This window comes from Sphingobacterium multivorum, assembly GCF_900457465.1.
Taxonomy (GTDB): Bacteria; Bacteroidota; Bacteroidia; order Sphingobacteriales; family Sphingobacteriaceae; genus Sphingobacterium; species Sphingobacterium multivorum.
Window position 1 is genome coordinate 365,430 of record NZ_UAUU01000011.1, and the last position, 26,547, is coordinate 391,976.

A 26,547-nucleotide genomic window follows, 5' to 3' on the forward strand; every position below is an offset into this window, starting at 1 on the left:
CAAAAAAGAATATGTTTGATACTGCATTTGACCAAAACAATGAATCTATTTCCACTTTGAGCTTTGACGAGTTCAAAAAGATTATTGTGAATGATTATCGAACTGCCTTAGAAAGTCGTTACGTGAGTTTATTGGGACGTAAAGAAGTGCTTACAGGTAAGGCTAAGTTTGGTATTTTTGGCGATGGAAAAGAATTGGCACAAATCGCGATGGCTAAAGTTTTCAGAAATGGGGACTGGCGGTCGGGATATTACCGTGACCAAACATTTATATTTGCTTCTGGCATCAGTGATGTCTATCATTTTTTCTCTCAATTATATGCCCATCCCGATGTTGAGGCAGATCCTTCTTCTGCAGGAAGGCAAATGAACTGCCATTTTGCCACGCGTGTTGTGGACGACCAAGGTAACTGGTTGGATCAAATGGTTCAGAAAAACTCGTTTTCAGATATTTCGACCACTGGCGGTCAGATGGCAAGATTGCTGGGCTTGGGCCTGGCTTCTAAGTTGTATAAGCAGAATAGAAATTTAGACTATCTATCTTATTTTTCAAATAAAGGAAATGAAGTTGCATTCTGTACGATCGGAAATGCTGCTACTTCTGAAGGCGTATTTTTTGAAGTCATCAACGCCGTAGGTGTTCACCAGATTCCAACAGTGATTTCTATTTGGGATGATGGGTATGGGATATCTGTGCCTAATGAAATTCAAACAACAAAAGGAGATATCTCCGAAGTCCTCAAAGGTTTTCAGAAGGAAGACCTAACAAACGGGATCGAGATATTCAAAGTGAGGGGATGGGATTATGCGGGTTTATGTGAAACCTACGAGCAGGCCGCCCAAATTGCTCGCGAAAAACATATTCCATGTCTGATTCATGTGACCGAATTGACGCAGCCTCAAGGACACTCTTCTTCAGGTTCACACGAACGGTATAAATCGCAAGAAAGATTGCAATGGGAAACTGATTTCGATTGTATCGCGAAAATGAAAGAATGGATCGTAAGTTCTGGTATTGCTACCACAGAAGAATTGGATCAATTGGATCAACATGCTAAAGACCATGTTCGTCAAGAACAAAAACGAGCTTGGGCCGATTATATTAAAACATTGAGCATCGAAGCTCGGGAAGCTATTGATTTACTTCAGGGTATTCCAAATGAGCGGGCTGATTTTGCGTCAAAGAAATTGCAATCGATGGTTGAGCCTTCTTTGAAAGAAGTTTATGGCCAGGTTCGCAAGGTGTTGCACGAGCTTAAAGGTCAGCATAGCGATGGGCGCCAGCAATTATTAAATTGGTACAAAGAGAAGCAGGAACTGAATGAGAAACGTTATAATTCAAAATTATTTACAGATGGTGTAGATTCACCTGCTCACGTGACGGTCGTACCTGCAGTCTACAGTGAAGAAGCTAAAGTGGTCGACGGACGTGAGGTCTTGAATCTATGTTTTGAAGAGAACTTCCGGCGTGACGAACGATTATTGGCGTTTGGAGAGGATGTCGGTAAGATTGGAGATGTGAATCAAGGTTTTGCAGGTTTACAAGAAAAGCTGGGTGTGCATCGTGTATTTGATACCGGTATTCGGGAGAATTCAATTATAGGAAAAGGACTAGGTTTGGCAATCCGTGGACTTCGCCCAATTGCTGAGATCCAATACCTGGATTACCTAATCTATGGTATTACAGTAGCAAGTGATGATTTGGCAAGTTTAAGTTATCGCACCTTTGCAGGTCAGAAAGCACCATTAATTATTCGTACACGTGGCCATCGATTGGAAGGTATATGGCATTCCGGATCGCCCATGTCAGTAATTTTAGGATCTTTGAGAGGTCTGCATGTATGTGTGCCGCGTAATATGACCCAGGCAGCAGGTATGTACAATACGTTGTTCCGCTCTGACGAACCTGCTATCGTTGTCGAATGTCTGAATGGGTATCGTCTAAAAGAGCGTCTACCAGAAAACGTTGGTGAATTTACTGTGCCAATCGGTTATGCCGAATGTGTTAAAGAGGGGCGGGATATCACGGTGGTATCCTATGGGTCAACTTTACGTGTTGTTGAAGAAGCGGCCGTGGAATTGGAACGTTTGGGGATATTCATCGAAATTATTGATGCACAAACATTGCAGCCTTTTGACAAAGGAAAACTTTGTGCTGAATCGCTGAAGAAAACAAATAAACTACTTATTGTGGATGAGGATGTGCCCGGTGGGGCCTCAGCTTTCATCTTGCAAGAGATATTAGAGAAACAAAATGGCTACTATCTATTGGATAGTCAGCCGAGGACACTGACTGCAAAAGCACATCGTCCGCCATATGGCTCAGATGGGGATTATTTCTCGAAGCCATCTTCTGATGATGTTGTCGAGACAGTGTATGCAATTATGCATGAAGCTAATCCAGAAAAATATCCATCTATGTTTTAATAGATGGATATCTTTTTGCTTTACTAAGCTAAATATTCCAACGGCTGGGATGATATTTTAATTGAATATACTCGCAGCGCCAATCATAGCGGCTTTTTCACCAAGTATTGCTGTATAAATTTGAAATTTTTCAAATTCACTTCGGTCACCAATGAAAATAGGTAGCGCTTTGGCGATATTGCCACCGACTATAAATATTTCAGCAGCATGTTTCTCTGCGAAGAACTGCATAAAATCAAAGAGATGTTTAGCATATTCATCTTTGATGATTTGAAATTCCTTAGTTTCCCGATGATGATCTAAAATATCTTTAAGTCCCGTAACATCTTTTCCTGCTACTTCTTTGAAACGTTTGATGAACCACCGTGTGACAAGAAATTCTTCGAAAATACAATCTTCGTAAGGGCTGTTCCATAGGGCGGCATCATAGGCTTTTTCACCTTGATTCCATACCGCAGATCCAAGTCCAGTACCCAACGTAATTCCTAATATCCGCTTGTTTGTTTGCAAGTTCTGTACGAATATTTCACCTTGTAGGAAGGCTGCTGCGTCATTGATAAAGTGGATAGACGTAGGCGGAAGTCCCAGCTCTTCAGCTAAAAGCGCTTTGACATCCATGTTGTACAGATTGTCATATTTGCTTTGTCCCTGTATCTTAGATATTCCATTTTCGTAGTCAAAGGGTCCCGGCATAGCAATGCCGATGAACTGAATAGGAGCCGGTGAGGTGGCTATGATATCGCGTATAGCTGATGCCCACGTTTGTAAAATCGTTTTAGCATCTCCTTGAGAAAAAACGTGGTTTCTGGCCACGTTTTCTAAGTATATATTCCATTGTTTTGTGTCAATGATACAGGCAGAAATATGTGTGCCTCCAATATCAACACCTACGACATAATTATCTTGCAGCATGTTTGTAACTTTGATTTTTAAGTAGATGATCCGCGATTACAAGTGCTGCCATAGCTTCCACAATAATTACTGCTCTCGAAACAACACAAGGGTCATGTCTCCCCTTGCCACTTGCAATAGCAGGGTTGCCATGGATATCCACTGTTTCTTGATCTCTCATGATAGTGGCAACAGGCTTAAATGCTACTTTGAAAGTAATATCCATACCATTTGAAATCCCGCCCTGAATCCCTCCAGAAAAGTTGGTATGTGTGTGCACTCGATTTAAATCATGGTCATCTGCTACAAATATATCATTATGTTCGGAACCTCGCAACTCCGAACCTGCAAAACCTGAACCATATTCAAAACCATGTACCGCATTGATGCTCATCATTGCTTTAGCAAGGTCTGCATGGAGCTTATCAAAGACCGGCTCGCCTAATCCAACAGGCACATGTCTGATGACAGCCGAAATACGTCCGCCAACAGTGTCACCTGCTTTTCTGACCGAGTCGATAAACTCAACCATTTCGTTTGCTGTTGCTGGATCTGCACAACGTGCGATGTTGGCTTCCCGCAACTCAAGCAAAGCTTTGAGGTCTTTGGTATCTACATTTGGCGCCTCAATAGTACCTACTCCCGAAACGTGGGCAAAGATTTCGATGCCAAATTGATTCAGAAAGCTTTTTGCTACAGCACCAGCAGCAACACGGGCAGCGGTTTCCCTCGCTGAGGACCGTCCACCGCCACGATAGTCACGTATGCCATATTTCATCTGATAAGTGAAATCAGCATGGGAAGGTCTGAAAATATCTTTGATATGGGTGTAATCTTTCGAACGCTGGTCTTCATTTGGAATAACAATTGCTATTGGTGTTCCCGTTGATTTGCCCTCGAATACGCCAGATAAGATTTGTGCAGTATCACTTTCTTTTCTTTGTGTCGTGATCTTAGATTGACCGGGTTTTCGTTTGTCGAGCTCAGACTGGATAAATTCCTCGTCTATTGTTATATTTGAAGGGCAACCATCAATAATTACACCTATAGCTTTGCCGTGTGATTCGCCGAAAGTGCTAATTCTGAATAAATCGCCAAATGAATTTCCTGCCATAAAAATTAAATTTCAATAAACTTAGATAAATTTGCCTTTAAATGCAATTCTAAAGCACCAGACTGAATACAAATTATGAGTCTGTAACTCGAAGATGGCCTAGTAGATTACATTACAATTTTTGTCCCAAGCTAAAAGGCTATCTGGGAGATTGTATCATAAAACAGAGATTAATATTGATGTTAATCCCTGTTTTTGATATGTTAGTCAATTATAAAAGCTTGCGCTTGTAAATGTTTCCAAAAATCAGGATATGACTTTTCTACAACTTGAGGTTCAGCAATCTTGATTTGGTCAAAAACTAAAGCCAAAGGTGCGAATGCCATCGCCATGCGGTGATCCTCGTAAGTCTCGAAGGTCACATCTTCTGGTTGATATACACCTGCAGTTTTCAGATGGTATGTGTCACCATCTTCGATCAATTCAGCACCGAACTTCGCGATTTCGGTCTGCAATGCAGCAATACGGTCGGTCTCTTTAATCTTTAAGGTTTCTAGACCTGTAAAGGAAACATCACGTTTTAAAGCAGCTGCGACAACGACTACTGTTTGCGCAAGATCAGGGCATTCTTTAAAGTCGAACAAGGTTTTGTCTGAATTGATTTCTTTTTTAGTTAAATGCAATCCATCCGATTCAAAGCTCGAATAAACCCCAAAATGTTCCATAATGCTTATGATGGCAATATCGCCCTGTAAACTATGTTGTCTTAGCCCGGGCAATACGATCGAGGCATCTGCATCAGCTAGTGCTACAATAGCATACCAATAGGATGCTGCGCTCCAATCTGGTTCTACATATATGGTTTGCTTTTCAAATGCTTGCGGTGCAATTTTAATCGCATTCTCCGTCCATTCATATTGGATCCCGACACTTTTAAGCATATCCAAAGTCATGGATACATAAGGTCTGGAAGTTAATTCGCCTTCAATCTCTAAGGTAAGTCCCTTTTTTAATGCCGGAGCAATTAATAGCAGGGCCGATATATATTGACTGCTGATATTTCCTTTAATCTTAACACGGTCTTTTCCTTGAAATAATCCGCCTTCAATCTTCAAAGGAGGGTAACCCACCTTTTTTTCATAATGGATTTCGGCACCAATTTCTTTCATGGCATCGACCAATATCCCAATTGGACGCTGTTGCATGCGCTCTGTCCCTGTCAGGATAAAATTGCCTTTAACAAGGTTGAGGTAAGCTGTAAGGAAGCGCATAGCTGTTCCTGCAGGGCCTATGTCAATTGTATTATAACCAGGTTGCGGTTCTGACGCGATTTTTAATACGCGGTTTAGAGTAACCGTATCTGCAGCCTCAGAGAGGTTGGCTATTTCAACTTGTCCTTTGCTCAGCGATTGGATAATAAGAGCACGGTTGCTCTCAGATTTTGAACCTGTGAGTTGGACCGTGCCCTGTATCTTTTTTGCAGGATGCGTCAGCGTGATGACTTGTTGATTCATTATGCTTCTGCTGTTGGTTGCTCTTGCGTATTCATGACCGCATTTTGTTTGCGGATAGATTCGTTGTGAATTAATTCCAGGAATTTCGTCGCAAATTCGCTACCCAAAGAAAGCGCTTCCGCTAATTTTGTGCGTTTTTGAACAATTTCATCCCAACGGTTAACTTGCAAAATTGTCACGTTGTTATCGCGTTTGTATTCGCCGATTTTCTCAGCAATTTTCATGCGTTCACCAATTTTTTGGATGATCAAATCATCTAATTTGTCAATGTTGCTACGCAATTCTGCTAATTTATCTTCAAATGAAGGGTTGTCCGAAGCAGCTTTACGTAACGTCAAGTGGTCGATCAACTCGGCCAATGCAGCTGGCGTTACTTGTTGTTTTGCGTCAGTCCAAGCGACAGATGGATCGATATGTGATTCGATAATCAATCCTTGCATATCCATATCCATTGCTTTTTGTGCGATGTATGGTAACAATTCGCGGTTTCCACAAATGTGACTTGGATCGTTGATGATCGGTAGGTTTGGACAAGCCGTTTTTAACTGAATCGCTAAATCCCACATTGGTTCATTACGGAATGCTGTTTTCTCGTACGATGAGAAGCCTCTATGAATAGCACCTAATTTTTTGATACCAGCACGGTTGATACGTTCCAATGCACCGATCCACAGCGATAAATCGGGGTTTACAGGGTTTTTAACAAATACTGGAATATCTACGCCTTGCAAAGCATCAGCAATTTCTTGTACAGTAAATGGATTTGCCGTTGAACGTGCACCTACCCATAGTACATCCACACCAGCAGCCAAAGCTTCTTCCACATGTTTTGCTGTAGCAACTTCAGTAGCTGTTAATAAACCTGTTTCTTCTTTCGCTCTTTTCAACCACTCCAAACCAATTGAACCGATACCTTCAAATTCTCCCGGACGTGTACGTGGCTTCCAGATACCAGCGCGTAAAATATTTACTTTTCCGGTATTTGCCAACAAATGCGCTGTTGATACCAGCTGCTCTTCTGTTTCTGCGCTACAAGGACCTGCGATAATTAAAGGTTTGTCTCCTGTATCCAACCAAGATTTTAAAGGAGTGATGTCTAATGTATTTTTCATGTTAAGTTTGATTATCTATTTTAATATTGTCTGCGTAAATTGTTAATTATAGTTTTTCGTTTTTGACATACTCGCCCATAATATTGAAATTGACACTATGTTTGAGTACTTTACGTATAGCTGCTTCGTAGTCTGTTTGTTTTTTCCATTCTACGTCGACGAAAAAATCATATTCATTGCGTTTTCCGATTACCGGCATTGACTGAATCTTGCTCAAGTTGATATTCTGTTCAGCAAAACATTGTAAAATAGTCGCCAGAGATCCCACTGTATTTCCTGTTTGGAATGATAATGACGCTTTATTGGCATTTTTATGTTCGACAACCTCATTCGATAGTACGAGGAAACGCGTTGCGTTCTTTTTATTGGTTTCGATTCTCTTTTCTAATATTTCAAGACCATATATTTCAGCGGCCAATGTCCCTGCAATTGCCGCAGTATCCGTCAATTTTCGCTCGGCAATCATTTTTGCAGTTGCAGCCGTATCAGATCCCTCGGTTATGCGTACGCCCTCAAGTTCAGAAAGAAATTCTTCGCATTGGCGAATAGCAATCGGATGCGATTCGATGTGTTTGATATCCTTTAATTTAACGCCCGGCAATACCATGAGATTCTGTTGGATGTTTAGGTAAACTTCCCCAGTGATATGGAACTTGTAATCTCTCAATAAATTATAATTCGGCAATAAGCTTCCCGCAATTGAATTTTCGATCGCCATAACGATATAGTCGACTTTTCTTTGCTTCAGCAATTCACAAGTTTTTTTAAATGAATCACATTCTACAATTTCAACTTCTCTTCCGAAAAATTTAAATGCGGCCTCTTCATGAAATGAAGCCTTTGCTCCCTGTATTGCAATTTTTAAACTCATTGTTTTTTGTTCGCTATGTTGTCTCCAAAAAAAAGAGTCCCGATCATTTGAACCGGGACTCTTCTTGTTTGTATTTTTTATGATTTATACACAATCTAATCCCGGCTCTTATTTTTAAAATAAAAGAAGTTAAAATAGAAATATGTATATGTTCTGTTCATCCTGTTGTTGTTTGATATTTCAAATGTACGAATGTTTTTGAAATATCAAAGAAAAAAAATAATTTTTTATTGAAAATATCTGATTTATTTAATGAATTTTTTATTTGTTTTTTATGTGTTTTTTATGTGTTTTTTAAGCTTAATTTTACTTGTTTATTTTTAATTTTTTTTGAATATCTATTTTGTTATAATGTTGTAATTAGGTTATTTGGCTGTTTTTATAACAATTTTTATTTTATAAAAAGCCTTATTTTTTAGTTGTTTTATGTGTTAAAAATGATTGTATTTTTTCGTGTTTTTTAGCTATATTTTTATATTAAATTTAGGTGTTTTTAATGTTAATATAATCGTTTTTTTAGCTGTTTTGTTAAAAAAGTATTTTATTACCTTTGGGCAAACGCTGGATTTTATGCTAAAACGAATTAATTTTTATGTGTGTGTAAGTGTGATCTGTTTGGTGTTGACAGGTTTCACTTTTAAAGGAGAGGAAAAGGACGCCAAAGTAAAGCGTGTTATTGATGGCGATACCTTTGTCATTGAAAATGGAACCCCAAAAGGGGAGAAAGTTAGGTTGATAGGAGTAGATGCTCCGGAAACGAGACGTACTGCGCGGAAGGAAATCGGGTACTATGGTCAAGAAGCAAAGCAGTATTTAACGACGATGTTAAACGGCAAAAGTGTTAAGTTGGTCTTTGACGTTGGAAAACGGGATCGGTATGGAAGACTTCTTGCCTATGTGTATGTTGGAAAGAAATTTATCAATCGGGATTTGGTTGAACAAGGGTATGCAGTATCCTATACGCTGGCACCAAATGTACAATATGCAGAATTATTTGTAAAATTGGAGCGTCAGGCTCGTCAGGAGAAACGTGGCCTTTGGAGATAAATGAAATTTGAATCATGATTTTTGTTTTATTAAGTGTCATCTGCAGCGTCACCGTTGCTGTTTTATTAAAATTGGCAAAACAAAATGGAGTTGAAACCAAACAGGTTATCGTTTGGAATTACCCCATGGCAGTTGCACTGACCTATTTTGTCTTACAACCAGATCTAAAATCGCTGGTATGGGATGCTATGCCGATGACGTTGTATATGAGCCTGGCGATATTACTTCCTGGAATGTTTGTTTTTATTGCTTTGTCCATTCGATATAGCGGTTTGGTCAAGACAGAGATTGCACAGCGCCTATCGTTGTTCATACCCTTGCTTGCATCATTTTTCTTTTTTCATGAAAAAATGGAAGGACACAAGATGCTGGGAATAGCTCTTGGTTTATTGGCCATCCTATGTTCTATTGGTTGGCAAAAGAATCAGCATGTTAGTTCGGCAGACAGTCGTTATAAAGCGCTTTACCCGTTATTGGTATTTATCGGTATGGGCATAATTGATATCCTCTTCAAACAAGTCGCCTTGCATGTCGATATACCTTATATCAGTTCCCTATTTATTATCTTTGTGATGGCGATGTCTATTGCAATGGTGCTATTGCTGTATTTCCTTTTTGTGGAAAAACAACGTTTTTCAAGGCAAGCTATGGGCTATGGATTGGTTTTGGGTGTATTTAACTTCTGTAACATCCTATTCTATATGAAAGCGCATCGTGCGCTACCAGAAAATCCATCAGTTGTATTTACGGGGATGAACATTGGCGTAATTTCATTGGGCGCGTTAATCGGCGTCTTATTTTTTAAGGAAAGGCTATCGTTGTTGAATTATCTAGGTATAGCGCTTTCTATTGTTTCAGTTTTAATCATAGCATATCTATGAGTTTATTTGAAGATACTTACCGGACTATCAATGCAAAATACGAGGGAATTTTTAGGGATAAGGGAAGTAAGTTTATTGCTTATGCTTTTCCTTTTAAATCCGAAGATCAATTAAAAGATTTGATCTTGGAAGTGAAAGCGATTCACCCGAAAGCGAGGCATCATTGTTGGGCTTATCGCCTCACACCTGATCGTGCGGTCTTTCGTGTAAACGATGATGGAGAGCCTTCGGGGACTGCAGGACGACCTATTTTAAACGTTCTGCTGTCTATGGATGTCACCAACGTTATCGTCATTGTCGTTCGTTATTTCGGTGGTACTTTGTTGGGGGTTCCAGGCTTGATTAATGCCTACAAATCAGCAACCCAAGATGCTTTGATCCATGCCGAAATTATCGAGCGTACAGTGAATGACCATTATAGTATTACCTTTGATTACCTGCATATGAATGATATTATGCGGATCATAAAGGAAGAGGGCGTGGACATTGAAAAGCAAGAGTTTGATAATCAGTGTTATTTGGAGTTTGAAGTCCGAAAAATGCAAGTCAATCGAATTGTGGATCGGTTTTCCAAAATAGAAGGTTGTCAGTTAAGCTATTTGTATACAATATGATCAACGCATCGGAATTGATTTTAAATGCAGATGGAAGTATATACCATCTGAATTTATTGCCAGAAGATTTGGCAGGTACAGTAATTACAGTTGGCGATCCAGACCGTGTAGCCAAAGTCTCGAAGTACTTTGACCGTATTGAACTCAAAAAAGGGAAGCGTGAGTTTATTACGCATACCGGCTATCTGGGAAATAAACGGTTGACGGTAATCTCAACAGGTATAGGTACTGATAATATTGACATTGTGTTGAATGAACTGGATGCACTGGCAAATATTGATTTTGCCAATAGAACAGTAAAGTCGACGCTCAGCTCATTGCATATTGTACGCATTGGAACTTCTGGAGCAGTACAACAAGATGTCGAGATGGGAACTATTTTAGCCTCTGCTTATGGAGTAGGTCTTGATGCATTGATGAACTATTATCAGGGATCTTACGACGGCGAGGAGCAGGCGCTTCAGGTAGAACTAGCCAAATATTTCTCTGCATTAAACCTAAACCCCTACGTTGCGAAAGCTGGTGCAGGCCTTTTGGATCGAATTGCCTTTGATTTACCGAAGGGAGTTACGTTAACTGCGCCCGGATTTTATGCTCCGCAGGGAAGGACTGTCCGCTCCACGAATACGATTCCTAATTTTATAGATTTGATCAACTCCTTTCAATATAAAGGTCAGCGCTTCACCAACCTGGAAATGGAAACAGCTGGTATTTATGCGTTGGCTAATATGTTTGGACATCAAGCTTTATCCATCAATGCGATCTTGGCAAGTCGGGTAGATGGCCGGTTTTCTTCCGCACCTGAAGAAGTTGTTGATAAGGCCATACAGCTCGTTTTGGAACGCATTTAACAATTTTTCTGCGTCATGCAGAGGCGATGATAGTTTTTCTCAATGATGCGGTAAAAGAGTTGAAAAGAATTAAATATTGATTCAAATAGAAAAGGAGTTGTTTTTAGACAACTCCTTTTCTATTTGAATCAAATTTAAGCATGATGAACAGTAAAATGGTGAAACTCCATAAGGATGAACCACCATAACTAATAAAAGGCAGCGGAATACCGATAACCGGAACAATACCGATGGTCATACCGATATTGATGAATAAGTGAAAAAAGAGAATGGACGCTACACCGTATGCATATATCCTGGCGAAGGCTGAACGCTGTCGTTCGGCTATATGAATAATGCGAAGCAGTAGGGTGAGATAGATAAGTAATAAGGTAACCGATCCAACAAATCCCCATTCTTCTCCAACGGTGCAAAAAATAAAGTCCGTGCTCTGCTCAGGTACAAAGTTGTATTTTGTTTGCGTTCCCTGCAGGTAACCCTTGCCTAGGAGCTGTCCTGATCCAATTGCAATCTTCGACTGATTCAAATTATATCCTTTTCCTTTAGGGTCTTCCATTTTACCCAGGATAATGTCAATACGGTCACGTTGATGAGGTTGTAGCACATGCTCATACACCAGGTCCACACAGAGAATAAATACAGCGCATGCAGCAAAAAGTATACTGAGATTGATAATGTATTTTCTTCTCTTGCGGTAGTTCCACATGACAAGGCCAATAAGCAATGCTAAAATCAAGATAAGTATCCAAGGATTGACCAATAAAGAAAGAACAAAAAGTAAAATGCAGAGCCCGCCAAATATAAGCAGTTCATTATTTACATAGCCTTCACGATAGAATACAAAAATCAACGAAAAGAACGCAAGGGCAGATCCCGTATCGGGCTGCAGCATAACTAAAAATACAGGAAATAAGACAATACCGGCTCCCATGGCCAGTGTCTGCATGGTCGGCGCTTTATTGCTCTGAGCGCTCAAAAAGTTAGCTAAGAGCAGACAGGTCGAAAGTTTGGCAAACTCAGAAGGTTGTAAGCGGAAAAAACCTAGGTCAATCCACGCTTGGTTTCCGCCGACATTTCGCCCTACCACGAGCACGATGACAAGCAGTACCGCTGTTATACCATAAAATATTGGTGAAGCGGAACTGAAAAACTTAGCATCGATGATCAGAATGGATATCCCCAAGATAATTGCGGAAACAAGATACAAAGACTGTTTTCCGTAATTGGTCCCTAAAGTAAAGAAATTGGGTAGCTCAGGATTAAATACAGCTGCACGGATATTGAATAGGCCAATTAAGCATAGCGCCAGCCAAAGAATGATGGTGAGCCAGTCTATTTTCCCAAAGAAACTCGTTTTTTGATTATTCATATCTTCTCTTTATCTCGCTATGGTGAACAATTGTTTCTTTTGGTTTCGTTAAAGCAGCCAGTTGGCGTTTGGATTTTAATGTGTCCGTTTTTGATTTGACGGAATCAGCCTTTTTTACATCTTTGACCTTTGGATCCACGACCTTTTTAGGCGCAGGAAGAAAATTCGCTTTATAAATGCGGTCCTGAATATATTTTGGCGCAGTTATCGTGTCTTTGAGGTATTTCTCAACCATCATACTTGCGATAGGTCCTGCCCAGGTTCCACCGTAACCCGCGTTTTCAACAAAGACAGCAATAGCAATTTTAGGGTTTTCTCGTGGGGCAAAAGCAAAGAAAACGGCATGGTTTTCACCATGTGGGTTTTGCGCTGTACCTGTTTTTCCGCACATTTCGATGCCCGGGATACGATTGGCCCAAGCGGTACCTTCGGGTGTATTAACAGCATCACTCATCCCTTGGATAACAACAGGATAGTACCGTTCATCCACTCCGGCACTGACTTTTTCGGTAAATTCCTTCTTGGCAATTTTCTGTGCACCAATACCTTTAATCAAATGGGGTCTGTAATAAAAGCCTTTGTTGGCAACGATAGCCATAATGTTGGCCATTTGCAACGGTGTTATTCCCATTTCCCCTTGTCCGATCGATAAGGAGATATTGAAACTTGAACGCCATTTATCGTTACCGTATCTTTTGGTATAAAAATCTGATGTCGGCAGTAAACCCGGCTTTTCACCCGGTAGATCAATGCCTAGTTTATGGCCAATTCCAAACTGTGTCACGGCATTGCGCCATAGATCGTAGGCCTTAGGTCCCGAAAGCCCACGTCCGTCGATCATCTTAGCATAGGTAAAACCATAATAGGTATTACATGATACGGCTACAGAGCGCTGTAATGTGGTTGATCCATGATAGTGCGTACAGCCCATCCAGCCGCGTCCACCACCATAGCTGTATCCATGTGGGCAGAAAAATACGGTATTACGATCAATAACACCAGCCTGCTGCGCAGTCAATGCTGAAACAACTTTAAATACAGAGCCTGGAGGGTAGGAGGCTTGAATAGGGCGGTTAAAAAGTGGTTTGGTTTCGTCTTTCAATAATTTCATATAATTATTGCCAGACTGCCTGCCGACCATCATGTTGGGGTTGTAACTCGGGCTACTGACATAGGCCAAGATTTCACCCGTTGCAGGCTCAATGGCAACTATGGACCCCAATTTATTTTTCATGAGGTTCTCCCCAAGAATCTGAAGGTCTTTATCCAACGAGGAAACCAGTCCTTCCCCCGCAACAGCGAGTGTGTCGTATTTCCCCTCCATAAATACACCCTTGGGACGGTTCAGTGCATCGACCATCAAATTGTTAACACCACGTTTTCCACGAATGAGGTCTTCATAGGAACGTTCCACCCCGCTTCGGCCAATATAGTCACCACTTCGATAAAATCCATTGGAGCGTTCAATATCCTTTTCATTTACCTCACTCACATAGCCCAAAAATTGAGCAGCTATACTGTCTGGATAGCTTCTGATCGTTCTTTTTTGAACATAGAAACCACGAAATTGATATTGGTACTCCTGGTATTGAGCCCATGTCCGTACAGACAGCTGTTTTTCAAAAATAGATGCACGGTAAGGCGAGTGCACTCTTGCCTTTTCCATCCGTTTGATAAAGCCTTCCTTGTCAATGTCTATCAATTTGCAAAACAAAGCGGTGTCGATTTCTTTCACCTCACGTGGAGTAACCATAAGATCATATACCGGTTCGTTCTGAACCAATACCTTTCCCTTTCGGTCCAAAATAACCCCTCTGGCGGGGTACACAATGACCTTGCGCATGACATTGCTGTTTGCGGAATGTATATAGGAATCGTCTATGATCTGTAAATAGAATAAGCGGGCCACCAAGGTCAATGTGATGGCAATAAAGATTCCTGAAACGACGTACTTACGCGCAAAAAAACTGTTCATAGAAATGAATTTCTATCCATCGATTTACTACAACCGATCTTTCTTTTTGTAGAATAATATGCTAAATAATAGCATGATAATTACTGTAAATATACAACTTAAAACGATACTCAATAAGGTGTATTGGATGTGCTGGAAGGAAAAAGATTCCAAGAGATACAAAAATGTATGATGAATCAATGTTCCGAAAAAGATGTAGGAAAAGAACCAGCGAATATTCATGAAGCCCAACATCGGGGTAAAGAAAGATTCGCGTTCTTCAACTTCAAGCGTAATTTTCATGAAGAAAATACGGAAGGCTGCCAGTGCAACACAGGCTGCGGTATTGACCCCAAGGGTATCATAAAACGAATCTACGGTAAGTCCCGTGAGAAATGCGATCAAATACACCAGGAAATTAGGTGTTCCTGTAGGAAGTAAAAAAATAAATAAGATATAAGGAAATGCAGCGACCAGATTGTAATAACCGATATTTTGAAATAGGAAAACTTGCATCCCTATCAAAACGATAAATCGAATAATATTAAATATTAAAATCCTAGCCATTGTCCTTTGTCGATTCTTCTAGTGTCTTTAATTCTTTATTTAACAGGTCTTTTACAACGTAGACATGTTGCAAGTTGGAGAAATTGGTACTCAACAATAGTCTAAGATCCAAAAAAGCGTCTCCTGAAGAGATCCCCGTCTGAATGACCGTTCCAACAAAAATTCCTTTTGGAAAATGTCCTGAATATCCTGAGGTGTACACTTTATCTCCTTTGTTGACTTTGATATGGTTTGGAATTTCCTTGACCATTGCCGCGCGGTAATCCATGCTATTGCCCCATACCAATGAGCCGAAAACCTCGGTGTGGCCTAATGTTACGGATATACGCGTATCGGGATGCAATAGGGATTGCACTGTCGAGAAGTTTTGGGAAACATTCAATACGATACCAACTACTCCGTTGGGAGCGATAACACCCATACCTCGCTCTATACCATCTTTACTGCCTTTATCGAGTGTGATCGTATTTGCCTTTTGGTGAATGCTATTGTTGATGACATTTGCAATAATAAATTCGTAACGCCCAAACTCACTGCTATCGATTGCCGGGACAGGACCGATCTTGATGCTGTCTGTTGATCGATAGGCTTGTAAGTCCTTTCTCAGTTGTGCATTTTCCTTTGCAAGTGCATCGTTGGTCTCCCCGAGGTGCAGGTAGCTTTTCCAGGAATTGACCTTTGCATACAGGCCTCCGATGATACTATTTGAAGAATTTAAAACAGAATTACGTTGGAAAGAATTGTTTGTGATCACCAAAAATAACGAGAATCCAAAAAATAGGATAAACCAGAAGAATGCATTATATCGTCTCAGGAATAACCAAAGGTTTCTCATTTTTTAATGTGGGTATTTAATAAGCAAGCGATATAATAGTTTTGCATATTATATCGCTCTTTAATAAAATATTGTTATTAATTATCGAACGTTATGATTGCATCAAGAATTTAAATCGTCCAATATTTTTAAGTGCAATACCAGTTCCTCTTACAACAGCACGTAATGGATCTTCAGCAATATGCACTGGAAGTTTAGTTTTCGCTTGTATACGACGGTCCAAACCACGCAACAATGCACCACCACCGGTAAGATAAATACCTGTTTGATAAATATCCGCTGATAATTCTGGTGGAGTGATTTCAAGTGCTTTTAAGATGGCTTCCTCAATTTTTGATATGGACTTATCCAGACAATGCGCTATTTCGGTATAAGAAACAGTAATTTGCTTAGGAACACCCGTCATCAAATCACGACCTTGAACGGCGAAATCTGCTGGTGGTTCCTGTAACTCAGGAAGAGCCGCACCAACTTCAATTTTTATTTTTTCAGCCGTACGTTCACCGATCATGATATTATGTTGCCTTCTGATGTATTGAACGATGTCTGAGTCGAAGTTATCACCTGCAACACGAATAGATTGGTCACACACAATACCCGATAAAGCGATGACAGCAATTTCAGTGGTACCACCACCGATATCGATAATCATATTACCCATTGGTTCTTCCACATCAATTCCGATGCCGACAGCAGCAGCCATGGGTTCATGAATTAAGTAGACTTCTTTCGCACCAGCAATTTCCGCTGAATCGCGTACAGCTCTTTTCTCTACTTCCGTAATACCGGAAGGAATACAAACCACCATACGTAGGGAAGGGAAAAACCAGCTCTTACCATTGTTTACCAATTTGACCATACCTCTGATCAAGTGTTCAGCTGCCGTAAAATCAGCGATTACTCCATCACGTAAAGGACGTACTGTCTTTATATTATCGTGTGTTTTACCTTCCATTTGCATGGCCTGGCGACCAATGGCGATCACTTTGTTTGTGGTGCGGTCAAATGCAACAATAGAAGGTTCATCCACTACTACTTTGTCATTATGAATTATTAGGGTATTTGCAGTACCCAAGTCAATCGCAACTTCTTGCGTAAACCAATTAAATAAGCCCATCTGCTAATCCTTAAGCTATTTTAAAATAATATGCAAACCTACACAAAAAAAATTAATCTTTTTGAGGTTATACATCAAAAAAAACTATATTCTGAAAGTAAATTCTATCTGGAAAAAACTGTCTTTAAATTTAACGAATATAATCTGTAATTCTTACGTCCCGGCTGAAGTTATTTTTAATCGGACGCCGTGTTAAATTAAGAAATAAGTGGGTGTTTTTTAAATCATGGAGCACAAGGAGCAAGAATCCAAAAGTGAAAAGGTGGTTTTGGAAAACTAGCTAAAGACTCAAATGCTATGAAGAGCTGATAAGCGAAGCCGTCACAACGTTTTAGAAGCCTATTCAGTAGGTTAATATGGCGAAGAGAAACAGCTTCAGAAGGTTAATAAAGATAAAAGAAACAGCGGCATTATCGTTTGGGATAATGCCGCTGTCGGGCTACTGAAATATGTTTATTTAGAATTCAATAGGAAGTTAGTGGGCAGTTTCTGCTTGTTTTTCCTCTGGAGTTGGCTCATCATATTTGTGGAAGATCAAACGCACGCCACTGTTTTTGGTGAAAAATTTGATCGACCAGTTGACGAATGTGATCAATTTATTTCTGAATCCATAGATGGACATCAAGTGGACAAACATCCATGTCATCCAGCCAAAGAATCCATTGAAATGGATTTTTCCCATGTCGACGACAGCTTTGTTACGACCTACCGTAGCCATGGATCCTTTATCAAAATAGTTGAATTTCTCTGTTGGTTGATTGGACATGGTTTGGAGAATGTGTTTTGCAACATATGCTCCCTGCTGTTGCGCTACCGGTGCAACACCAGGTAAGCCACGAGGAAGATCATCTGTGATAAATGCCGAAACATCACCAATAGCATAGACCCCTGGCATATCAATAACACGGCATTGATCATCTGTCTGTATACGGTTACCACGTTGGATAATCTCCTTTTTGAAACCATTCGGATACTGCCCAGCTACACCTGCTCCCCAGATAACAGTTTTTGTTTCAATGCTTCTGCCATCGGCGAAAGTAATTGAATTGCCATCATATCCAGTTACCTGAACATTCAATAAGACTTCTACACCCAAATCTTTGAGGTACTTTTCTGAATCTTTAGAAGATTTTTCAGATAAGTTGGCCAATACTTTTGGAAGTCCTTCAACCAGGTAAACCGACATCTCAGATTTTTTCAATTCTGGATAATCTTTCTCAAGAACATTGTTTTTAATTTCTGCGATTGCTCCCGAAAGTTCTACACCTGTTGGACCACCTCCAACAATAACAAAGTTCAAATTAGCTTTACGATCAGCAGGGTTTTCTATTCGCACTGCTTCTTCGAGGTTCTGTAAAACATAGCTTCGAATATTTAATGCTTCTTGTATATTTTTCATCGGCAAAGCATATTTCGTGATTTGCTGATTTCCGAAGAAGTTCGTGGTAGCACCTGTCGCAACAATTAAATAATCGTAGTCAAAATCACCAACATCTGTTCTTACAATCTTAGCTTCATTGTCTACGCTTTTTACGTCAGCAAGTCTAAAATGAAAGTTGTCTTGGCCTTTGAACATTTTGCGAACAGGGAAGGAGATGGAGTCCGCTGAAAGAGTACCCGTGGCAACTTGGTACATCAATGGTTGAAAAGTATGAAAGTTATTTCTGTCCAGCAACAGAACTTCAACTTCCTTATTTTTAAGCTTTTTAGCAACTTCAATTCCTCCAAATCCAGCACCAATAATGATTACTCTTGGGAATTTTCTATTTGAACTATTGCTTGGCATATTTTTAATAGTTTGTTGTAAAAATTCGGTACAATCGAATTAAGCTGCAAATATCTTAAATTTTGGCTCAAAAAGCTAAAAAATATTTATTTATTATGCTGATATGTTGTGAATTTTATTGTAAAGAGGCTAATTCTTTCAATAATATGTTTTGTAGTTGTTTGATTTTTAGCTCTTTATAGTGTACATTGTACCCTTTGAAAAAAAACGATGTATAGTATCATCATTGTGTATAAAATACACAATGATGATACTATTGTAGCGCACCTTTGATCTTGATTTTCATGCCGTTGTTGTTATTCTGTAGATACAGCTGACAGGCAAGTCGACTTTGATCATCGGCATCCGGAAGCGTGTCCAGCATGTCGAGTTCTTGATCACTCGCTTGGGGAAGTGTATGCAGTCCTTCGACAACTTCGACATGGCAGGTAGCGCACAGCGCCATACCACCGCAAGTGGCCAATATTTCATAGTCGGATGCCTTTAAAATCTCCATGAGTGAAAGATTGATATCGGTCGGAACTTCCAGGATATTTTCGGTCCCATCCCGATCTATAACAGTGACTTGAATTAAATTATCGTCCATGGCTAGAAAGTATTTATACCGTTTACTGTTGTGTATTTGAATGTCAATTTTTGATCTGGATACACAAATTTGAACGCACTTTGACACATTAGTGCAGCCTCATGGTATCCACAAAGGATGAGTTTCAGTTTGCCTGGATAGATGTTGATGTCTCCAATAGCATAGATTCGTTCGATATTGGTCGAGTAATCAAAAGTATTGACCGCTATCGCATTTTTATCGATATTTAATCCCCAATCCGCGATCGGACCAAGCTTCGGTGTAAGTCCATATAAAGGAATAAAATAGTCTGCATTTGTAGCGATGACTTCTTTTTCTTTATTGGTTGTTTCAACATGAGACAAGTAGCTATCGCCATGAACATTGGTCAGATTGTGGGACAATAATAAGTTAATCTTACCCTGTTGGGCCAATTTGAACACTTTCTCAGCCGAGTCTGGGGCACCCCTGAAGGAGTCACTTCGGTGGATTAAAGTGACCTGTTGCGCAATATCTGCAAGATGGAAAGTCCAGTCGAGCGCGGAGTCACCGCCACCGGCAATGACGATTTTTTTATCCCGGTATTTGGCGGGATCTTTTACCATATAATCGACCCCTTTTCCTTCAAAGAGATGAAGATTAGGGATTTCTGGCTTGCGCGGTTCAAAGCAACCTAATCCCCCGGCAATGACAATGACCTGTGTATGGACCATCGTATGATCATTGGTTTCTACGATAAAGGAACCATCGTCCTGTTTTGTGATATGTTCCACTCGCTCGCCTAAGGTGAATGTGGGGTCAAAGGGTTTAATCTGTTCGAGCTGTTTATCGATCAATTCCTGCGCAGTGATACTTGGATAACCAGGAATGTCGTAGATAGGTTTATGGGGGTAGATCTCCGAAAGCTGACCGCCCACTTGGGGGAGTACGTCAATCAAATGGCAGCGCATTTTTAAAAGTCCAGCTTCAAAAACTGCGAATAGGCCAACAGGTCCCGCTCCGATGATACAGATATCCGTATTTATCATAGCTATTCTATATTTAAGTTGTTATATATTGTATTCAAAATTCTTGTAAAAGCTTCGAAATCTTCGTCTGCTAGATTTTCCCAGGCCTTCATGCGAATCTCTGTAACAAGCGGCGTTAGCGATGCTACTTTTAATTTCCCTTCTTCTGTCAAATGAAGGTAGAGACTTCGACGGTCAGTTTCGTCAGTAATCCGCTCGGCCAGGTTTTTTTTAAGAAGGATATCAACGATCCGTGTCAGTGTGGGCTGGTCTTTTCCGCAGCGCTTTGCCAATTCTTTTTGTGAAAGTTGATCTGTTTCGTATAAAGCCTTTAAGATGGTCCATTGGTCTACAGTAATATCAAATCCTTTCTCCGCAAAAGAAGATTGGGCGAACTGTTTTACTTTCTTGGCCGTTTGGTCCAAGATGAAAGAGTAGCGGTCAAATTTTACGTTTAGCATACAAATATTTAGTGTAACAAATATATTTAAAATATTTAGTGTGACAAGTAATTTGAATGTAATAAAAAAAGGGCGTTCATTCGAACGCCCTTCTTTATTTTATTAACATTAGCTATTATGGTCTTACGACTTCAGCTTTTTTAGCTGTATTACCTTCTGCTAAATGCTTTCCTTTACGTAAGTCATATACCGAAGGTGCCGCTAAGATAATCGATGAATATGTACCTACGATAACACCGATTAAGATTGCGAATGAGAATCCACGGATAACTTCACCACCAAAGATAAACAATACAGCAAGCACAAACACGATTGTCAATGATGTGATGATTGTTCTACTTAAAGTAGAGTTTATCGCATGGTTTACCACATCGCCTAGATCTTCATTATGCGCATTTGGTTTCGATACGAATTCACGTAAACGGTCAAATACAACCACTGTATCATTCACCGAGTAGGCAATTACAGTTAATATCGCTGCCACAAAGTGTTGGTCAATATCCAATGAGAATGGTACGATACCATCCAAAATTGAGAATAATCCCAATAAAATAATCGCATCGTGAATTGTTGCAATAGCTGCTCCAACTGAATATTCCCATTTATGGAAACGGATCAGGATGTAAGCTGCAACAATGATGATAGAGAAAACTGCGGAACTGGTTGCTCTAGATTTGATGTCGGTAGCGATACTTGGTCCAACTTTTTGAGACGAAAGGATCTCATGTTTATTGGAAGCATCTACTTTTGATAAACCTTGGTTTAATTTGTCCAATACCTCTTTATCAGCAGTGTCCGAAGTTTCTTCGATATGGTAAGTTGTTGTTATACGCAGTTGGTTGGATGCACCAAAGACTTTTACTTCAGTTGTTTTCTGGAAGATATCATCCAAGTTTGTACGTACAGCTTCCAAGTCCACAGGTTTATCATAACGGACAGTATACGTACGGCCACCTTGGAAGTCTACACCTAAACTGAATCCTTTTGTGAAAATTGATGCCGCAGAAATTAACACGGCAACGATTGAAATCGCATAAAAGATTTTACGTTTCTGAACGAATTTAAAGTTTGCATTATGCAAGGTATTTGCAGACCAAGGGAAAGAGACTTTGATTTTGAAATCTTTCGCCAACATCCATTCGAAAATAACACGAGTAACAAGGATCGCAGTAAACAATGAAGTAATGATACCCACCATTAATGTTGTTGCGAAACCTAAGATTGGACCGCTACCAAATAAGAATAAGATAATACCGATCAAAAACGTTGTGATCTGCGAATCCAGGATGGAAGGTAAAGCGTGTTTGTAACCATCTGCAACAGCCTGACGGATCGATTTTCCTAATCCCAGTTCTTCACGGATACGTTCATAAATCAAGACGTTCGCATCGACCGCAGTACCCATCGTTAATACGATACCCGCGATACCCGGTAAGGTGAGTACAGCATTTAAGGATGCCAATACCCCCATAATGATAAATACGTTTAACAACACCGCGATGTTTGCCACGATACCTGCAGTATTGTAGTAAGCGATCATAAAGATCATTACTACGATAATACCGATAACAGCAGAGTTAACACCCGCATCGATGGCAGCCTGACCTAGAGTAGGTCCCACAATAGCTTCTTCAACGATTTTAGCAGTTGTCGGAAGACGACCTGCTTTCAATACGTTTGCTAAATCTTTGGTGTCTTCTACCGTAAAGGATCCAGAGATTGATGAACTACCATTTGGGATTTCTCCGTTTACAGAAGGAGCAGAATAAACCACATTATCAAGAACGATCGCAATTGCATCTCTGTTTTGAGCCGCTTTTGCAGTAATTTTCTTCCATTCACGTGCACCTTCGCTGTTCATTTGCATACCAACCACAGGTTGATTTTTCTCATCAAAGTTTGCTGTTGCATCCGTAATGACATCTCCTGTCAATACAGCACCGTTGTCTTGTCCAGCCCCCTTAATTGCATATAATGATAGTTGCTCAGGTGTCTTTTGCTCAGGTTTTACAGCCCATAAAAGTTTTAAGTTTCCAGGTAGGATTGATTTTACCTCTGGACGTTGTAAATAAGCATTTACTTTTGCTGTATCTTTTAAAGAAGCAATACCAACCATTGAACCTGGCATAAGCGCCATTTGTTGGTTTTCGCCCATATAAACTGCTGGACGTAATACTTCAAATAATGGATTTTTCTGACCTAGATTTACAGCAGCACTGTCTTTCTTAGCATCTTTCTTACCACCGGTTAGATTAGACAATAAATCATCTGATTTTTTGCTTGTATCTGCAGCAGCATTTGTCGTAGCTGCTGGAGCAGCTTTTAACGTTGAAGCTAAAGTTTTGTCGATATTTTCTAATATTGGATAAACTTCCTGATTCGTATAGGTCTCATAGAATTCCAATTTAGCTGAACCTTGTAATAGGTTACGAACACGGCTTTCATCTTTTACACCAGGTAATTCGATTAAAATACGGTTTGTACCTTGTTGAATTTGAATGTTTGGAGATGCAACGCCAAATTTGTCGATACGCGTACGAAGTACTTTGTAAGAATTTTGGATGGCATTGTCTGCTTCTTTTTGAAGGAATGATTCAACTTTTGAGTCTGAATCACCCGGTTTAATTAAAAAAGCATTGTCTTTTGTTGAGAAGAATGTTGAAAGTGGCGTTGTCGCACCGATGGATTTGTATTCCTCCATAAATAAAGCAACGACTGTTTTTGCACTCGTTTTACTTTTTGCCACTGCCTGTTCCAACGCTTTGTTGAATTTCTCATCTTTTGGATTGTTCGCCAAATTGCGGATCAATTCGTCCAATGAGATCTCCATGGTTACGTTCATACCGCCTTTCAAATCCAATCCCAAAGCGAGTTCATTTGCTTTAGCTTCCCGATAGGTGTATTTTGCAAAACCTAAATTGTACACTACTTCACCTGCCATTGAGTCGAGATAGCTTTTCTCTTTTGTCAAGTCTCCTTTGGCAAAATTCTCAGCATCTCGCTCCACATTGCGGGTCACCCAAGTAAATGATAGGGAGTATAGACACGCTAATGACACCACTATCACTAAAAGTTTAATCAGCCCTTTACCTTGCATCGTCTGTTATAATTGTATTAATTTTAATGTTAAATACTGTTTATGTAATTGATAATTAGTTCTCGTTTAATCACATTTTACCAAGAATGGCAAAGGTATAAAATTTTTGTAGAATGAAAAGTTTTATTTATGCCAATTAGGTCAACGGCATAAAAATAGGAGAATTGAAGAAAAAAAGAAATATTAATTGATTTTATTTATAAAAAAAGGCCCTACTCAAGACGAGAAGGACCTTTTTACACTGTTTAGTTGCTTATATTATTTCAATGTGTATTTGATACCAAAAGAAAATGTTGATGCATCAAAATCACTATTGTGGTTCAATCTCCAGTCTGGTTTCCAGTCTGCGTGGAAAGCAATCGGAGCAACTGGAATTTTGAATTCCAAACCTAGTTGAGGACGTAAAGCAACATTTGTAATATTATCTCCTACGTCGATAAATGTCAATTGTGCACCAACGCCGGCATACCATCCCAAACCATTCACGCCTTGGAAGGGTCTTGCATATTGGTAGTCTGCACCTACAGCAACCACGTGGTCGTCAAACATCACCTGTGCTTGTCCCATGTTGGCACCGCCAAAAGATTGCTTATATTGAACACCCCATAAGTCAGTTGTTGTACCATCGAATACAACACCTATCGCTGATCTAAATGGAGACTGAGCTTTCGCTTCCTGTGCGCCAAATGCTAATGCTGCGACGGCAGCTAATGAGAGTAATGTCTTTTTCATAATTATCTTATCTTTATATTTTCATTAATTAAAATAACTTTTCGTGTTACACAAAAGCAAATAGCTTGCCAAAAAATGATATTGCCAACATAGGGGCCGTCATGTAGTCTTAATTCATAACGTTTCTAATTTGTCTTCCGATTGTAATTTGTATCTTTTATTTTTTATTATTGCTTATTTTTCTTAAATTTGCCTGGCAAATAGAAAACCCAATACATATTTGCCATGCAATTAGATCCACAAAAATTCGTAGCAGAAGGTCTCACTTACGACGACGTCTTATTAATTCCAGCTTATTCTGAAATTTTACCCCGTGACGTTGATACGAGCACTTCGCTAACAAAAAAAATCAAATTAAATATTCCATTGGTTTCTGCAGCAATGGATACGGTAACCGGTGCTGATTTGGCGATTGCGATTGCACAAGCTGGCGGTATTGGTATGTTACATAAGAACATGACTATTGCAGAACAAGCTGCTGAAGTACGTAAAGTAAAACGCTCTGAGAGCGGTATGATTCAGGATCCAGTTACGTTATTGGCAACAGCAACGGTGGGTGATGCCTTCAATATTATGAAGGAGCACAAGATTGGTGGAATCCCTGTTGTGAACGAAAAAGGTCAATTGGTCGGTATTGTGACGAATCGTGATCTTCGTTTCCAAAAAGATATGAGCCGTCCCATCAATGAATTGATGACCAAGGAAAATCTTGTGGTTGCTCCCGAAGGAACGGATTTAGTGAAAGCGGAAGAAATTCTTCAAAACGAAAAAATCGAAAAACTTCCAGTAGTCAATGAAGAAGGTATTTTGAAAGGCTTGATTACCTTTAAAGATATACAAAAATATAAGCATTACCCAAATGCTGCCAAAGATAGCCATGGTCGTTTATTGGTTGGTGCGGCAGTAGGCGTTACACCAGATACCCTTGACCGCGTGGAGGCTTTGGTGAAAGCAGGTGTGGATGTGGTTACAATCGATACAGCACATGGGCATTCTAAAGGTGTAATCGATAAGTTGAAATTGGTGAAATCGCAGTTCCCTGACCTACAGGTAATCGTTGGAAATATTGCAACAGGTGCAGCAGCAACAGCTTTGGCTGAAGCAGGTGCAGATGCTGTAAAAGTAGGTATCGGACCGGGCTCTATCTGTACAACCCGTATTATCGCTGGTGTCGGTGTTCCGCAGCTTTATGCCGTATATGAAGTTGCCAAAGCCCTCAAAGGAACTGGCGTGCCATTGATCGCAGACGGAGGTATCAAACAGACTGGTGATATTGCGAAAGCAATCGCAGCTGGAGCAAGCACAATTATGGCTGGTTCTCTATTCGCAGGCGTGGAAGAAGCTCCTGGAGAGACAATTATCTATGAAGGACGTAAGTTTAAATCTTACCGCGGCATGGGCTCAATCGAAGCCATGGAAAAAGGATCGAAAGATCGTTATTTCCAAGACGTAGAAGATGATATCAAAAAATTGGTTCCCGAAGGTATTGTGGGACGTGTTCCCTATAAAGGTACATTGGCTGAGGTTGTTTATCAATACATTGGTGGATTACGCGCTTCTATGGGCTACTGTGGTGCTGCTACAATCGAAAGATTACAGGAAGCACAATTTGTTCGTATTACAGGAGCAGGGCTGAGAGAGTCCCATCCACATAATATTTCCATTACGAAAGAAGCACCAAATTATAACAGCAGAGGCTAGATATTGCTTGGAGCATATAAAAACCGATAATCTTGATTATCGGTTTTTTTTGTGTAAAAATATTAGCAAAATAGCCTGAGTGATCAACAGGAAAT

At 40.0% G+C, this 26,547-nt stretch carries 22 protein-coding genes; 6 read left to right on the forward strand and 16 right to left on the reverse strand.

Going from position 1 to position 26,547, the window contains the following annotated elements; translation table 11 throughout:
- The first annotated feature begins 11 nt into the window (after positions 1-11).
- Positions 12-2,426, forward strand: coding sequence for an alpha-ketoacid dehydrogenase subunit alpha/beta (locus DTA23_RS18555; RefSeq protein ID WP_070566023.1), 2,415 nt, complete (start codon positions 12-14; stop codon positions 2,424-2,426).
- Between the two features lie 57 nt (positions 2,427-2,483).
- Here the strand turns inward: DTA23_RS18555 and DTA23_RS18560 are convergent, their stop codons facing one another.
- The 5 genes from DTA23_RS18560 to DTA23_RS18580 form a co-directional block, all read right to left on the reverse strand.
- On the reverse strand, positions 2,484-3,338 hold the full coding sequence (locus DTA23_RS18560; RefSeq protein WP_112375619.1) for an ROK family protein: 855 nt from the start codon (positions 3,336-3,338) through the stop codon (positions 2,484-2,486).
- Complete coding sequence (gene aroC, locus DTA23_RS18565; RefSeq protein ID WP_046671826.1) at positions 3,325-4,431, reverse strand: chorismate synthase; 1,107 nt, start codon at positions 4,429-4,431, stop codon at positions 3,325-3,327. Before aroC ends, DTA23_RS18560 begins: the two co-directional genes overlap by 14 nt.
- Positions 4,432-4,634: 203 nt before the next feature.
- The gene (gene aroA / locus DTA23_RS18570; protein WP_070566017.1) at positions 4,635-5,885 is read right to left on the reverse strand and encodes a 3-phosphoshikimate 1-carboxyvinyltransferase; all 1,251 of its coding nucleotides are present in this window, start codon (positions 5,883-5,885) and stop codon (positions 4,635-4,637) included.
- Positions 5,885-6,997 (reverse strand): chorismate mutase, encoded by a 1,113-nt coding sequence (locus tag DTA23_RS18575; protein WP_046671824.1) that lies wholly within the window; start codon positions 6,995-6,997, stop codon positions 5,885-5,887. Before DTA23_RS18575 ends, aroA begins: the two co-directional genes overlap by 1 nt.
- A 46-nt stretch (positions 6,998-7,043) precedes the next feature.
- Positions 7,044-7,868: a prephenate dehydratase gene (locus tag DTA23_RS18580; RefSeq protein WP_046671823.1), complete on the reverse strand. Its 825-nt coding sequence runs from the start codon at positions 7,866-7,868 to the stop codon at positions 7,044-7,046.
- Positions 7,869-8,438: 570 nt separating this feature from the next.
- Here DTA23_RS18580 and DTA23_RS18585 point away from each other — a divergent pair.
- Genes DTA23_RS18585 through DTA23_RS18600 form a run of 4 tightly spaced genes read left to right on the forward strand, consistent with a single transcriptional unit; the run spans position 8,439 to position 11,261 of the window.
- Positions 8,439-8,915 carry a thermonuclease family protein gene (locus tag DTA23_RS18585; protein WP_112376522.1) on the forward strand — a complete coding sequence of 159 codons (477 nt, stop codon included), beginning with the start codon at positions 8,439-8,441 and terminating at the stop codon, positions 8,913-8,915.
- A 14-nt stretch (positions 8,916-8,929) separates the two neighbouring features.
- Complete coding sequence (locus DTA23_RS18590) at positions 8,930-9,796, forward strand: EamA family transporter (protein WP_112375620.1); 867 nt, start codon at positions 8,930-8,932, stop codon at positions 9,794-9,796.
- Entirely contained in the window at positions 9,793-10,410 is a 618-nt protein-coding gene (locus tag DTA23_RS18595; RefSeq protein WP_112375621.1) for an IMPACT family protein, read from the forward strand. Before DTA23_RS18590 ends, DTA23_RS18595 begins: the two co-directional genes overlap by 4 nt.
- The gene (locus DTA23_RS18600; protein ID WP_112375622.1) at positions 10,407-11,261 is read left to right on the forward strand and encodes a nucleoside phosphorylase; all 855 of its coding nucleotides are present in this window, start codon (positions 10,407-10,409) and stop codon (positions 11,259-11,261) included. Before DTA23_RS18595 ends, DTA23_RS18600 begins: the two co-directional genes overlap by 4 nt.
- Before the next feature lie 103 nt (positions 11,262-11,364).
- Here the strand turns inward: DTA23_RS18600 and rodA are convergent, their stop codons facing one another.
- From rodA to DTA23_RS18655, 11 genes are all read right to left on the reverse strand, one after another.
- On the reverse strand, positions 11,365-12,630 hold the full coding sequence (gene rodA, locus DTA23_RS18605) for a rod shape-determining protein RodA (protein ID WP_112375623.1): 1,266 nt from the start codon (positions 12,628-12,630) through the stop codon (positions 11,365-11,367).
- Positions 12,623-14,605, reverse strand: a complete 1,983-nt coding sequence (gene mrdA / locus DTA23_RS18610) for a penicillin-binding protein 2 (protein ID WP_112375624.1) — start codon at positions 14,603-14,605, stop codon at positions 12,623-12,625. The genes rodA and mrdA overlap by 8 nt, the downstream gene beginning before the upstream one ends.
- A 27-nt stretch (positions 14,606-14,632) precedes the next feature.
- A complete protein-coding gene (locus DTA23_RS18615; protein WP_046671817.1) occupies positions 14,633-15,151 on the reverse strand; it encodes a hypothetical protein in 519 nt (172 codons plus the stop codon).
- Positions 15,144-15,986 (reverse strand): rod shape-determining protein MreC, encoded by an 843-nt coding sequence (mreC, locus tag DTA23_RS18620; protein ID WP_070566004.1) that lies wholly within the window; start codon positions 15,984-15,986, stop codon positions 15,144-15,146. The genes DTA23_RS18615 and mreC overlap by 8 nt, the downstream gene beginning before the upstream one ends.
- A 91-nt stretch (positions 15,987-16,077) precedes the next feature.
- Positions 16,078-17,103 carry a rod shape-determining protein gene (locus DTA23_RS18625; protein WP_046671815.1) on the reverse strand — a complete coding sequence of 342 codons (1,026 nt, stop codon included), beginning with the start codon at positions 17,101-17,103 and terminating at the stop codon, positions 16,078-16,080.
- Between the two features lie 475 nt (positions 17,104-17,578).
- Positions 17,579-18,889, reverse strand: a complete 1,311-nt coding sequence (locus DTA23_RS18630; protein ID WP_070566001.1) for an NAD(P)/FAD-dependent oxidoreductase — start codon at positions 18,887-18,889, stop codon at positions 17,579-17,581.
- Between the two features lie 253 nt (positions 18,890-19,142).
- Complete coding sequence (locus DTA23_RS18635; protein ID WP_112375625.1) at positions 19,143-19,475, reverse strand: 2Fe-2S iron-sulfur cluster-binding protein; 333 nt, start codon at positions 19,473-19,475, stop codon at positions 19,143-19,145.
- A gap of 2 nt (positions 19,476-19,477) precedes the next feature.
- The gene (locus DTA23_RS18640; RefSeq protein ID WP_112375626.1) at positions 19,478-20,482 is read right to left on the reverse strand and encodes an NAD(P)/FAD-dependent oxidoreductase; all 1,005 of its coding nucleotides are present in this window, start codon (positions 20,480-20,482) and stop codon (positions 19,478-19,480) included.
- Positions 20,483-20,484: 2 nt separating this feature from the next.
- Complete coding sequence (locus DTA23_RS18645) at positions 20,485-20,922, reverse strand: MarR family winged helix-turn-helix transcriptional regulator (RefSeq protein ID WP_112375627.1); 438 nt, start codon at positions 20,920-20,922, stop codon at positions 20,485-20,487.
- 115 nt (positions 20,923-21,037) lie between these two features.
- Positions 21,038-24,019, reverse strand: a complete 2,982-nt coding sequence (secDF, locus tag DTA23_RS18650; RefSeq protein WP_112375628.1) for a protein translocase subunit SecDF — start codon at positions 24,017-24,019, stop codon at positions 21,038-21,040.
- A gap of 258 nt (positions 24,020-24,277) precedes the next feature.
- A complete protein-coding gene (locus DTA23_RS18655; protein ID WP_070565992.1) occupies positions 24,278-24,751 on the reverse strand; it encodes a hypothetical protein in 474 nt (157 codons plus the stop codon).
- Positions 24,752-24,976: 225 nt separating this feature from the next.
- Between DTA23_RS18655 and guaB the strand changes: the two genes are divergently transcribed.
- A complete protein-coding gene (gene guaB, locus DTA23_RS18660) occupies positions 24,977-26,452 on the forward strand; it encodes an IMP dehydrogenase (RefSeq protein WP_070565990.1) in 1,476 nt (491 codons plus the stop codon).
- Positions 26,453-26,547 lie beyond the last annotated feature (95 nt).